General features: G+C 44.6%; 11 protein-coding genes and 1 tRNA gene. 10 read left to right on the top strand and 2 right to left on the bottom strand.

Translation table 11 applies throughout. The annotated features are described in order from the left end of the window. The first annotated feature begins 1 nt into the window (after position 1). The 4 genes from VX730_02470 (at position 2) to VX730_02455 (ending at position 2,984) form a co-directional block, all read left to right on the top strand. Entirely contained in the window at positions 2–673 is a 672-nt protein-coding gene (locus tag VX730_02470; protein ID MEC9291243.1) for a protein-L-isoaspartate(D-aspartate) O-methyltransferase, read from the top strand. A gap of 12 nt (positions 674–685) precedes the next feature. Beyond that, complete coding sequence (locus tag VX730_02465; GenBank protein ID MEC9291242.1) at positions 686–1,273, top strand: YqaA family protein; 588 nt, start codon at positions 686–688, stop codon at positions 1,271–1,273. A gap of 86 nt (positions 1,274–1,359) precedes the next feature. Continuing rightward, positions 1,360–2,565, top strand: coding sequence for a peptidoglycan DD-metalloendopeptidase family protein (locus VX730_02460; GenBank protein ID MEC9291241.1), 1,206 nt, complete (start codon positions 1,360–1,362; stop codon positions 2,563–2,565). Between the two features lie 122 nt (positions 2,566–2,687). Continuing rightward, entirely contained in the window at positions 2,688–2,984 is a 297-nt protein-coding gene (locus tag VX730_02455; GenBank protein MEC9291240.1) for a hypothetical protein, read from the top strand. A gap of 40 nt (positions 2,985–3,024) precedes the next feature. On the opposite strand, the gene gltA is transcribed toward VX730_02455, so the two are convergent. Together gltA and VX730_02445 are read right to left on the bottom strand one after the other, a co-directional pair. Then, complete coding sequence (gltA, locus tag VX730_02450) at positions 3,025–4,311, bottom strand: citrate synthase (protein MEC9291239.1); 1,287 nt, start codon at positions 4,309–4,311, stop codon at positions 3,025–3,027. Positions 4,312–4,393: 82 nt separating this feature from the next. Then, complete coding sequence (locus VX730_02445) at positions 4,394–5,098, bottom strand: pirin family protein (protein ID MEC9291238.1); 705 nt, start codon at positions 5,096–5,098, stop codon at positions 4,394–4,396. Positions 5,099–5,237: 139 nt separating this feature from the next. On the opposite strand from VX730_02445, the gene sbmA reads away from it, so the two are divergent. The 6 genes from sbmA (at position 5,238) to VX730_02415 (ending at position 12,190) form a co-directional block, all read left to right on the top strand. Further along, positions 5,238–6,488: a peptide antibiotic transporter SbmA gene (gene sbmA / locus VX730_02440; protein ID MEC9291237.1), complete on the top strand. Its 1,251-nt coding sequence runs from the start codon at positions 5,238–5,240 to the stop codon at positions 6,486–6,488. Positions 6,489–6,642: 154 nt separating this feature from the next. Continuing rightward, a tRNA-Asp gene (locus tag VX730_02435) sits at positions 6,643–6,719 on the top strand. Between the two features lie 135 nt (positions 6,720–6,854). Beyond that, entirely contained in the window at positions 6,855–7,625 is a 771-nt protein-coding gene (cysQ, locus tag VX730_02430; GenBank protein MEC9291236.1) for a 3'(2'),5'-bisphosphate nucleotidase CysQ, read from the top strand. A 23-nt stretch (positions 7,626–7,648) separates the two neighbouring features. Then, positions 7,649–9,403 carry a bifunctional sulfate adenylyltransferase/adenylylsulfate kinase gene (locus tag VX730_02425; protein ID MEC9291235.1) on the top strand — a complete coding sequence of 585 codons (1,755 nt, stop codon included), beginning with the start codon at positions 7,649–7,651 and terminating at the stop codon, positions 9,401–9,403. An 11-nt stretch (positions 9,404–9,414) separates the two neighbouring features. Further along, the gene (locus VX730_02420) at positions 9,415–10,371 is read left to right on the top strand and encodes an SPFH domain-containing protein (protein MEC9291234.1); all 957 of its coding nucleotides are present in this window, start codon (positions 9,415–9,417) and stop codon (positions 10,369–10,371) included. Between the two features lie 16 nt (positions 10,372–10,387). Then, on the top strand, positions 10,388–12,190 hold the full coding sequence (locus VX730_02415; GenBank protein MEC9291233.1) for an ABC transporter ATP-binding protein: 1,803 nt from the start codon (positions 10,388–10,390) through the stop codon (positions 12,188–12,190). Positions 12,191–12,196 lie beyond the last annotated feature (6 nt).

Here is a 12,196-nt window from a genome sequence, read left to right as displayed (position 1 = left end):
CATGCGCGTTCCAGCACAGTACGCTATTACTCAGGCTCTTCGCGACCAGATGGTTGATAATCTGGCGAAAGAGGGTGTGAAGGATACCTCTGTGCTGGACGTTATGCGTGCATTGCCACGCGAAATCTTCCTAGATATGGGCTTTAGAAGTGATGCTTATAAAAACAGCGCGCTTCCAATTGGTGAAAGCCAAACCATTTCTCAGCCACTTGTTGTGGCCTGCATGACGGCGGCGCTGGAACTCAAAAAATCTCATAAAGTTTTAGAAATCGGTACAGGGTCGGGCTATCAAGCTGCGATTTTGTCTCGTTTGGTACGTAGGCTCTTTAGTATTGAGCGCCATGCATCTTTGAGCCATGTAGCTAACCAGCGCTTTGAGGCGCTTGGTATTTTTAACGTGGTGACAAAGGTGGGTGATGGTACGCTCGGCTGGAAGGAGCAAGCGCCATTTGACCGTATTATGGTGACAGCTGCGTCTCCAACTGTGCCGCAGTCTCTGCTGGATCAGCTGACTGTTGGCGGTATTCTTGTGATTCCTGTTGGAGATTCACGTGATGACCTGCAAACATTGATGCGTTACACACGTACAGAAACTGGTTTTGAAGAAAAGAATTTAGGCGTTGTCCGCTTTGTGCCACTCATTGGCGCAGAGGGCGTGCCAGAAGCAAGGTAGGAAACAGGGACTATGTTAAAAGAAATCTACGCAAAAGTTGTATATCTTGCAAACCACCCACATGCGCCGTTTTGGCTGTTTATGATTGCGTTTGTAGAATCTTCAGTTTTCCCAATTCCACCAGATGTTCTACTTATTCCAATGGTTATCATTAACCGTGATAAAGCTTTCCACTATGCAATGCTCTGTACTGCAGGTTCTGTGCTTGGTGGTATTTTGGGTTACATGATTGGTTACGCTGGCTACGACTTTGTGGGCCAATACGTTGTATCCTTCTATGGGCTTGAGCATAAGTTTGATACATTGCAGGACTGGTACGCAGAGTACGATATTTATATCGTAGCTGTAGCAGGTTTCTCACCAATTCCTTATAAAGTATTTACAATTTTTAGTGGATTGCTACATGCCAATATCTTTAGCTTTATTATTGCGTCTCTACTTTCACGTGGTGCGAGGTTCTTCCTGATCGCTTGGCTACTGTGGCGCGGAGGACCCAGTTTTAAAGAATGGATTGAAAAAAACCTTTATCCAATCACCATTGCGGGCTCTATTGTTTTGATTTTGGGGATTGTCTTGGTAAAATTCTTATTAAGAGCATAGAAAATCTATGCGCTTGGGGGCGCCGATTTTCTAAAATATAAAAATAATAACGCTGCATAAAAGTGCAGGGGTACTGGGGAAGAAGAATGATAAAACGTAACATTGTACTTGGGCTATCAATTTTAGCATCAACAGGGCTAACAGCTTGTATGACACAAGATCCTGCACCTGTGATTACAGGGCGTTTGTCTCCTTACCCATCTCCAACTTCTACTGTGATTGAGCCAAAGGTTGTGAACACAATTGCAATGCCAAGTGTAACGGCTTCTCCTGTAACGGAAACTGCAAAGTCATACCATATTGTTGAGCGCGGTGAAGGCTTGTACGGTATTGCTAAGAAGTACGGCTCCTCTGTAGATTCTATTATGGCAGCGAATGATATTACTGATCCTGGTGCTCTTATGGTGGGTCAGTCTCTTGAGATTCCTGGTACGACAGCAACAACGTCTACTTCTGGTCGTTACAGCCTGACAGCTAAGTACGGTACTGAAACAGAAACAAAACCTGTAACAATGACTAAACCAGTTGTAACTGAGACAACGGTTGCAACGACTCAGCCAAAAGCAACAGGCGGCTGGACATCTAAGCACGTTGTGCAAAAGGGTGAGAACGCTTACCGTATCGCACTTAAGTACGGCACAAGCCTCAACACACTTCTTTCTAAAAATGGTCTAACGCAAGGGCAGGGACTAAACGTTGGTCAAGCTCTGACTGTACCGAGCAAAGGTATTGATCAAATGACAACTGCGCTGGCTGTATCTCCGGGCCATGCTGATTACGGAAAAACGCCAAACGGTCGCGGCAATGTAGCTGTTGCTCTTAAGAGTGTTTCTAAAGAAAAGCCAAAGCCAGTTCGAAAGGCGGAAACAAACTCTATTAAGCGTAGCCCAATGATGGCAAGCGGTATCCCTGCTAAGGGTATGATGTGGCCTGCTGAAGGGACATTGATTAAGCGCTTTGGTACAAAGAAAGATGGTGTGAAGCACACAGGTATTAACGTGAAGCTTCCGAAAGGTTCTCCAATTTACGCTGCAGATGCAGGTACGGTGATTTATGCAGACGATGGTCTGAAGTCATACGGTAACCTTGTTCTGATTCAGCACCGTGGTGGTATCGTAACGGCTTATGGTCATAACGATACAAACAAGGTAACAAAAGGTGAGAGAGTGAAGAAAGGCCAAGTGGTGGCACTTGCTGGTACATCTGGTGGTGTAGATACAGCTCAACTACACTTTGAAGTACGTAAGAACGCAACGCCAGTGAACCCGCTGAGCATGCTTCCGAAGAAGTAAGCTTCAAATATTTCAGAGAAAGCCCTGCGGGGCTTTTTCTTTTGCCTTGACTGTGCTGTATACAATTGATATTTTAACTGAGAATTCTATCTTTTCTTTCTATTTTCAAAAGGGGAAACCTGATGAACATCAATGGTGTTGAATTCTTCTGGGGTAAAGATTTTCTGCCGGAAGGTAAAGTTTTTAAGCCGATTGGTATGGTACAGCACAGTGCTGCTGGCTATTTAACTTCTGTGCCCAAACATATGGAAGAGATTAATGAAACCCTTGCTGGACAGGCTGTTGAAATGCGATGTAATGCAGTTATTCTTCAAAACCGCACAGATGTAACAGGTGGTGCTGGTTCAAATAGCAGCAAGGTGATTCAAAGTGCGACAACCATAACTGGAACGGCAGGGATCTTGGTTGCTAAAGAGTAGCCCTCTCATTTGAGAGGGCTTTACTATGTAGAGGACTGGCTTACTTGCGCTTGCTCAGCTCTACATAATCACGTTTGTCAGCACCTGTGTAAAGCTGACGAGGACGACCAATCTTTTGTGTTGGTTCACCCATCATTTCCATCCAGTGAGAAATCCAGCCAACTGTACGAGATAGAGCAAAGATTGCTGTGAATAGGCTCGTTGGGATACCAATGGCGCGCATAATAATACCGCTGTAGAAGTCTACGTTCGGGTAAAGTTTGCGGTCTACAAAGTATGGGTCGCTTAGAGCAATTTCTTCAAGTTTCATCGCAACGTCTAGCATTGGGTCTTCAACACCAAGTGCTTCCAGAACTTCATGACATGTATCACGCATGATAGTTGCGCGAGGGTCAAAGTTTTTGTACACGCGGTGACCGAAGCCCATCAGGCGTGTGCTGTTGTTTTTGTCTTTTACTTTTTCCATGTATGCTGGAATGTTCTCAACTGAGCCAATTTCAGCAAGCATCTTCAGTACGGCTTCGTTTGCACCACCATGAGCAGGGCCCCATAGGCAGGCAATACCACTTGAGATACATGCAAACGGGTTTGCGCCAGATGAGCCAGCAAGGCGTACAGTCGATGTTGATGCGTTTTGCTCGTGGTCAGCATGAAGCATAAAGATCTTGTCCATTGCTTTCGCAACAATTGGATTTGGTGTGTACTCTTCAGCTGGTACAGAAAACATCATGTTGAGGAAGTTTTCTGAGTAGTTGTATTTGTTTTGTGGGTACACAAATGGAAGGCCTTGGTTGTAGCGGTATGTCATCGCAACAAGTGTTGGCATTTTCGCAATCAGGCGGTGTGCACTGATTTGGCGATGCTTAGGATCGTTAATGTCTAGTGAGTCGTGGTAGAAAGAGCTAAGTGCACCAACCACACCAACAAGGATAGACATTGGGTGAGCATCACGACGGAACCCACGGAAGAAGTACTGAAGCTGGTCATTCACCATTGTGTGCTCAGTAATGATTTTTTCAAACTCAGCTGCTTGCTTTTTATCAGGGAGTTCGCCATGCATAAGAAGGTAGCAAACTTCAATGTGGTTTGATTTTTCAGCAAGTTGCTCAATTGGGTAACCGCGGTACATAAGGACACCTTTGTCACCATCAATGTAAGTGATTGCACTTTGGCAGGCCGCTGTACTCATAAAGCCTGGGTCGTATGTAAACATGCCTGTGTCTTTGTAAAGCGCTTGTACGTCAAGTACGTCTGGCCCTACAGAGCCACTATATCTATTAAGAGTTATTGTTTCTGAATCTTTCTTCTGAATCACTTCTGCTGACATGTTTATTATCCTTATTCTAAAAATATGTATTTGCCTCTGCTTGTGTAGCAGGGCTAAAAATCAAACCTGACAGTAGTTTACGCTACTTTTCAGGTTGGATAAACACAAGAGCCTGAGTTTTAGAATTGTTTGTGAACGTTAAAAGTCCAGACTGTGACACAATTAACCCATCTCCAGTGCTTAAGTGTTTGCCTGCAACAGTTGTTTCGCCAGTTGCCATATGAATGTAGGCATTATGCCCTTCAGGCACGTTCAATGAAACATCAGATGAACCATCTGCTGCAACGCCGTAAATCTCAATATCCTGCTTAATTTGGATGTCTGCTTGGCCTGATCCACTTACAAGCAACGTTGCTGCATTCATACGTTTTTCTACAGGTACGCTAATTTGTTTGTACTCTGGTGTTGTACCCAGCATGTTAGGCAGAACCCAAATTTGTAGAAAGTGTACGCCCTCAGTTTGCGAGGCGTTGTACTCACTGTGCGTAACACCAGAGCCGGCGCTCATATATTGTACATCGCCAGCTTTAATGGTGCTGCCATTGCCCATGCTATCTTTGTGGGCGAGGGCACCTTCAAGCACATATGTGATGATCTCTGCATTTTGGTGTGGATGGGTACCAAAGCCTTCACCTGGTGCCACTTTATCATCATTAATCACACGCAGATTTTTATGGTTCATGTGTTTACTATCAAAGTACTCACCAAAGCTAAAAGTGTGGGCGCTTTTTAGCCATCCAAAGTTTGTATGTCCTCTTTCTGTTGAGGGTCTGAAAGTTGTTTTCATTTCATCTCCTTATCTTTTGTTCGAATATATTGAACTATATATTATGGTGACGAACACTGTCAACCCCACTAAAATTTCTGACAGCAATTTTAAGCTTGTGGTACTCTACACACCATTAATTTTAAGGAATAATAAAAATATGTTTCATTCATTCTTTCCAAGCCCAAGGTGGTTCTTTGCTTCATGGATTATTTGGAGTGCACTTGCTGTCTTTGTTTGGTATAGCTACGGTATGGAGTGGGGAGTAACACTTGGTTTTAATGCTCCAGAGCAGCCAGTGATTGGCCTTGGTCACTTTGTAACGCCAGATTTTCAATGGTTTTATTTGTTTTGCTTTATGTGTTGGCTGTTGCCAACGTTGGTTTGGCGTAAAATATCAAACCATCCCTGGTTTTGGTGGAGTGTTGGTGGTTCTGCGCTGATTATTTTCAAAACATATTTTAGTGTTCAAGTCAGTGTTGCCATTAACAATTGGCGACGTCCATTTTTTGACTGTGTTCAAAAAGCGCTTGGGAGTGATTCAGAAGGGCTTCAATGTACAGGGACAGGGGCTGATGGCGCCATTCTCGCGGCGGATATTTATAGCCTTATTGGTATTTTTGCAGAGATTGCGTTTGTCTTTATCTTTGTGTTCGTGCTCTCTCGATTCTTTATTAGTCATTATATTTTCCGCTGGCGTACAGCAATGACAAACTTCTACACAAGTAAGTGGGAGTATGTGCGCGGCGTTGAGGGTGCAGCTCAGCGTGTACAAGAAGATACCATGCGTTTTGCAGCCATTGTAGAAGGTCTTGGTGTTGCGATTGTAGATAGTATTATGACACTCTTTGCTTTCCTGCCGTTACTGCTTGGCCTATCTGAGTATGTAAGCGAACTCCCTGTTGTGGGTGAGGTGGCAAATGCACTGTTCTGGGCAGCGCTTTTCTGGTCTCTCTTTGGTACTGTTCTGCTTGCTCTTGCAGGTATTAAACTTCCAGGCTTGGAATTCCATAACCAACGTGTGGAAGCGGCTTACCGTAAAGAGCTTGTGTATGGTGAGGATAACGCCACACGTGCTGAAGCGATGACGCTGCGAGAGCTTTTTGGGGATGTGCGTAAAAACTACTTCCGCCTATACTTCCATTACATGTACTTTAATGTTTTCAGGAGTATGTATATTCAGGCTGATAATATCTTTGCGTATCTGATTCTGATTCCAACAATTGTTGCAGCAACCATTACCTTTGGTTTGCTTCAACAGATTCTTACAGCCTTTGGGCAGGTGTCGAGCTCATTCCAGTATTTGGTGAATAGCTGGACAACTATTGTTGAACTTTTGAGTATTCATAAACGCCTTAAAGGCTTTGAGCGCCAAATTGAAGAGAATGAGGCGGCAGCTTTTATAGAGTAAAAAGCAGAATGCCTAAAAAATAGTCTCCTAAGTTTTGGCTTGGGAGGCTGTTTTTATTAGGGTTTTTAAAAAATACTTAAAAAAAGTGAAAAATGTGTATTTTCGGGCTTGACGTATACAAGAGATACTCGTAAATTGCGCTTACTTTGATTGCGGGGGTGTAGCTCAGTTGGTTAGAGTGTCGGCCTGTCACGCCGAAGGTCGCGAGTTCAAGTCTCGTCACTCCCGCCACTTAAAGTAAATTTCTAGCCAAGTAACAGGCAAAAAAATCCAAACAGATTACGAGAAATCAAACTGCATAATTCGCATGCTGTTTTTTTGTGTTTGTGCTACTTTATTTGGGCCTAATAAAAAGAAGATGACTCAATGAATCTAACACGTACACAGGCAGAGACTCTGCTTGAGATTACTCTGGCTGCAGGCCTTAAAATTCTTGAATATTACAAAGACGATAACCTTGCGGTTGAAAGCAAAGAGGATGACAGTCCTGTAACGCTTGCGGATAAAGCAGGTAACGATGTGATTGAGCAGGCACTTGCACAGCATTTTCCAGATATCTTTATTGTGAGTGAGGAGAACGCAGAAAGCCATGCGGCAGATGCGGTTGGTGAGACATTCTTTCTTGTCGATCCGCTTGATGGCACAAAAGAGTTTATTAATAAGCGTGACCAGTTCACGGTCAATATTGGTGTTGTGCATAAAGGGCAGCCGATTGGTGGCGTGGTGCATGCGCCAGCCTTGAATGAAAGTTTTGTAGCCTGTGATGAGGGTGCTTTTAAAGTGATTGATGGCACATGGTCTGAGATTTCTGTGCGTGAAGTACCGGAAAGTGGCCTAACGGCTGTGGTGAGTAAAAACCACTTGGATGAAAAAACAGTTTCTTACATGGAAGCCTTTACAGTGGCAGAGCGTAAAAGTTATGGCTCAAGCCTTAAGTTTTGCCGTGTTGCAGAAGGTGAAGCAGACATTTACCCACGTTTTGGTCGTACGATGGAGTGGGATACTGCAGCAGCTCACGCAGTGCTCCTGAAAGCTGGCGGCGCCATGGTAGAGCCAGATGGCACAGCCTTTGTATATGGTAAGGACGGTCTAGATAACCCTCGCGGGTTTATTGCTGCGGGCAAAGTACAAATTTAATAAGAAGAAAAAAGGTCAAAGCAATGACACTGGTTAAACCTCATGGTGGAACTTTGGTAAATGGCTATGCAGGCCATAATGCATCTGAGCTGAAAACAATTGCAGCAGTACACAGTAAAACGGTCACGCTCACGCGTAAGCAGCTGTGTGATGTTGAAATGATTTTGAATGGCGCGTTTTCTCCGCTGACAACATTTATGAATGAAGCAGATTACACAAGTGTGCTCCATGATATGCGCCTAAGCGATGGCACTGTTTGGCCTATGCCAATTTGCCTTGATGTTAGCGAAGAGTTTGCAGCAAGCATTGAAATGGGGGAGCGTATTGCGCTACGTGACCATGAAGGTTTACTTATTGGTCTTCTTCAAGTAGATGAAAAGTTTAAAGCCGATAAAGCGCGAGAAGCTGAACTTGTATTTGGGACAACAAGTACAGCGCACCCTGCTGTGGCAGCGATGCAGGAAGAGGGCGCGGTTTACCTTTCTGGTGAACTTCTTGGTGTGGATGCACCTGCACATTATGATTTTGCGCATATTCGCCGCACACCAGCTGAAGTCCGTGCCGAGTTTGAAGAAAAGGGCTGGAGCGATGTCGTTGCTTTCCAAACCCGCAACCCAATGCACCGTGCACACTTTGAACTCACAAAACGTGCTATGGAAGAGGATGGCTTGAATCTGCTTGTTCACCCTGTTGTGGGTGTAACAAAGCCGGGTGATATTGATTACTTTACACGTACACGCTGCTATGAGCATGTGATGGAAAATTACCCAGAGGGTGAGGCGATGCTCAGTCTTCTGCCACTTGCGATGCGTATGGGTGGCCCGCGTGAGGCACTCTGGCATGCCATTATTCGTAAGAACTACGGCTGTAATCACTTTATTGTTGGTCGCGATCATGCTGGCCCTGGTAAGGATGAAAATGGTCAAGACTTCTACGGCCCATATGACGCACAGGACCTTGTGCGTGAATACGCAGAAGAAATTGGCGTAACGATGGTACCTTTCCAAGAGATGCTCTATGTACCGTCTGAACATGCTTACATTCCACGTGATGAAGTCGGCGAGCGCGAGAGTGAAAATATTTCAGGCACGGCTTTTCGTAAAATGCTTGCTGAAGGAGCGCATGTGCCAGAGTGGTTCTCATTCCCAGAAGTTCTCAAGGAGTTGAGAAAAACCATGAAGCCTTTACATGAGCGCGGCTTTACTGTGTTCTTTACAGGGCTTTCTGGTTCAGGAAAATCAACAGTCGCAAATGCTCTACTCAACAAGTTTATGGAAATGGGTGGGCGCAGCGTAACGCTCCTTGATGGTGATATTGTGCGTACGCACCTTTCAAGCGAGCTTGGTTTTAGTAAAGAACACCGCGAAATTAACATTACGCGCATTGGCTTTGTTGCCAGTGAAATTACCAAGGCAGGTGGTATTGCTCTGTGTGCACCAATTGCGCCATATGCAAGTACGCGTGCGACTGTTCGCGATATGATTAGCAGTGTCGGTGGCTTTTTAGAAGTGCATATTTCAACACCGCTTGAGGTGTGTGAGCAGCGTGACCGTAAAGGTCTTTATGCGAAAGCGCGCGCAGGCATTATTAAAAACTTCACAGGAATTAGTGATCCGTATGAGGCGCCAAAGAATCCTGAACTTGCAATTGACACGAGTGGCCTTCAACCAGATGAAGCGGCTGATAAAATTATTGCTGAGCTTAAATGTATGGGCTACATTCTTGGGGGTGAGGGCGCAGAATGCTCTCCTGAAGAACAAGCCTCTCAGCAAGCATAAGGAGAAAAATAATGGGCTATGCAATTTGGATGGGTGTAGCGGTCGTAGTATGTTTTTACATTCTACCGAGCGTGATTATCATTACACCGGGTAAACGAGCAAAAATTTTAGAAACACTCGGTAAGCCGCATCGTGCAGCACGTATGCCGGGCTTTAGTGTAAAGCTTCCTTGGCCTCTAACAGCTGTTGTGGGCACAATTAACCTGCAGCTCCAAGAAATTGGCGCTGATGTTTCAGTAAAAACAAAAGATAACGCTTTCATGACACTTCCTGTAAAAGTGCAATACCGCGCAAGCAGTGAGCCTGAAGGCGCTGTGAAAGCACATTATGAGCTTGAAGATCCTGAAGAGCAGATTAAGAGTTACGTACTTAACAATGTACGTCAAACAGCATCAAGCATGGATATGATTGACCTGTACCAAAACCGCGACGCGATTGAGAAGCAAGTACGTGACACACTGCAAGAGCGTTTTGCAAAATTTGGTTATATCATTGAAAACGTACTTGTGGATGAGCCTCAACCAAGTGTTGAAGTACGTGACGCCTTTAACCGTGTTATTGCCTCTCAGCGTGAAAAAGAGGCGGCTGAGAACATTGCAGAAGCCAAGCGTATTGAGCTTGTTGGTATTGCAAAGGCTGAGAAAGAGTCTAAGAAGCTACAAGGTGAAGGTATTGCGGAAATGCGTGAAGCGATCTCTCGTGGTATGAGTGCAGCAATGAACGAGCTTGTGAACGCTGGCTTGAATGCTGACCAAGCACTTGGTCTACTTATGGACACAAACCGTTTGGATACCCTTGGCGGTGCCGCACAGCATGGCAACATGGTGTTGATGGACATGAACGGTGGTAACCGTATTGCAGAAACAATGGCAGCTGTAGCCTCTGTTGATGGCGCAACAAAAGCAAAGACAGCAGCTAAGAAAACGACAACAGCAAAAAAGAAAGCTGCTGACGGCCCTTGGGCATAATATATAAAGGATAGGCATGTTACCAAAAGCGCTACAAATCAATATTGAGGATACTCGCTCACTGAAAGAGCTTCCCAATAGTGTGTGGCGCTTTTTTGCCGTCCTATCTGGCCCTTATAAATGGCCATTGATTCTTCTGTTTAGTCTGCACAGTATCTCATATGTGCTGATTTCTATTATTCCGCTGTTTATTAAGTACATTGTGGATGGTTTTGCAGCCTCTACACCTGAAACTGTATGGCAAAACCTTGGACCAACACTGCTGGTTGGTTTTGTGCTTTGTATTCTTTTACAGCCTATTTTGATGCGTATTGCTGGTTTTTATAAAGGTTACTGCATGCCGCGTATGGCTGGCTCTATCCGTACTGAAATTGCAGCTTATATGCAAAACCATAGTTGGACGTATTATCAGAATGACTTTGCAGGGCGCCTCAGCTCTAAGGTGACAGAAACCCCTAAAGCCATTCGCCGTGTGTGGAATAACGCGGTTGACCCCGTTATTGGTAGCTTTACCAACTTTGTGAGCTCTCTTGTGCTTGCCTTTATGGCTCATGAAGTGTTTGGGTTTTTATACATTGCTTGGATTCTTGTTTTTGCTTTCTTTACAATGAAGTTTGTACCAACTGTGCAGAAGCTTTCTAATACAGCTTCGGATACAGGAAGTATTATGCAAGGGCGCTTTGTGGATGTGATTAGTAACATTCTGCTGGTGAAGCTATTTGCTCGTAAGTCCTACGAAATGGTTCACTTGAAAAGTACCATCCATGATACAGCGCATGCCTATAATGTCTTTAACTATAAAATTGAATGGTTCTGGGCTTTTCTTGAAATCATGAGCGTGATCTTCATTGCGATCTGTACGGTATTTTGTGTGTATGGCTGGCAGCATGGTTGGCTGACAACTGGAGATGTGGCTATGCTTCTGCCTCTTGTTGTAACAACAGTAAACTATGCATGGTGGCTCTCTGGAATTCTAACAGAGGTGTTTGAAAACATTGGTGTGGTAGAAGAAGGGATGCAAGCAATTGTACGCCCACAAAAACATGCAGATGGACAAGAAGAGTCACTGGATGTAAGCGGTGGTGAAATTGTTTTTGAAGATGTGAGCTTTGGCTATAAGACTGATAATGAAGTATTGGACGGCTTTAAGTTAACCATTCCTGCTGGGCAAAAGGTTGGGTTGGTTGGTCATTCTGGCGCTGGTAAAACAACGCTTGTGAACTTGCTACTTGGTTTATTTGATGTCTCTAAAGGTGAAATCACCATTGATGGGCAAAACGTTGCAGGGGTAACAGAAGAGTCTCTGAGAGAAAACATTAGCCTTATTCCTCAAGATACGACGCTGTTCCATAGAACTCTATTTGAGAATATTTCATACGGGCGCCCGGATGCATCACCTGAAGATGTGCAAGATGCTGCTGCCAAAGCTTATGCGAGCGAGTTTATTGGCTCACTTGATAAAGGTTATCAATCTATGGTGGGTGAGCGTGGTTTGAAGCTTTCTGGTGGACAGCGCCAGCGTATTGCTATGGCACGCGCGATCCTTAAGGATGCGCCAATTCTCATTTTAGATGAAGCGACAAGTGCGCTCGATAGTGCCAGTGAGCGCTACATTCAGAAGAGTCTTGAAACTTTGATGGAGGACAAAACTGTGATTGCTGTGGCGCATAGACTTTCAACCCTTGCGCAGATGGACCGTATTCTGGTTATGGATAACGGCCAAATTGTAGAAGACGGTAGCCATAAGCAGTTACTTGCCAAGAAAGGTGCTTATGCAAGGCTTTGGGCTATGCAATCTGAAGGGTTTTTACCTGAATAAAGAGCT

This window comes from Pseudomonadota bacterium (assembly GCA_036141575.1).
GTDB lineage: Bacteria > Pseudomonadota > Alphaproteobacteria > UBA2136 > JAPKEQ01 > JAPKEQ01.
Note: the sequence above shows the minus strand (reverse complement) of the source record. Positions and strands in the feature narration are given on the sequence as shown.

Coding starts and splice junctions, on each gene's coding strand:
- VX730_02425 (MEC9291235.1), top strand. CDS start 7,649: ATGACACTGGTTAAACCTCATGGTGGAACTTTGGTAAATGGCTATGCA.
- VX730_02455 (MEC9291240.1), top strand. CDS start 2,688: ATGAACATCAATGGTGTTGAATTCTTCTGGGGTAAAGATTTTCTGCCG.
- gltA (MEC9291239.1), bottom strand. CDS start 4,311: ATGTCAGCAGAAGTGATTCAGAAGAAAGATTCAGAAACAATAACTCTT.
- VX730_02470 (MEC9291243.1), top strand. CDS start 2: ATGCGCGTTCCAGCACAGTACGCTATTACTCAGGCTCTTCGCGACCAG.
- VX730_02415 (MEC9291233.1), top strand. CDS start 10,388: ATGTTACCAAAAGCGCTACAAATCAATATTGAGGATACTCGCTCACTG.
- VX730_02465 (MEC9291242.1), top strand. CDS start 686: ATGTTAAAAGAAATCTACGCAAAAGTTGTATATCTTGCAAACCACCCA.
- cysQ (MEC9291236.1), top strand. CDS start 6,855: ATGAATCTAACACGTACACAGGCAGAGACTCTGCTTGAGATTACTCTG.
- VX730_02445 (MEC9291238.1), bottom strand. CDS start 5,098: ATGAAAACAACTTTCAGACCCTCAACAGAAAGAGGACATACAAACTTT.
- VX730_02420 (MEC9291234.1), top strand. CDS start 9,415: ATGGGCTATGCAATTTGGATGGGTGTAGCGGTCGTAGTATGTTTTTAC.
- VX730_02460 (MEC9291241.1), top strand. CDS start 1,360: ATGATAAAACGTAACATTGTACTTGGGCTATCAATTTTAGCATCAACA.
- sbmA (MEC9291237.1), top strand. CDS start 5,238: ATGTTTCATTCATTCTTTCCAAGCCCAAGGTGGTTCTTTGCTTCATGG.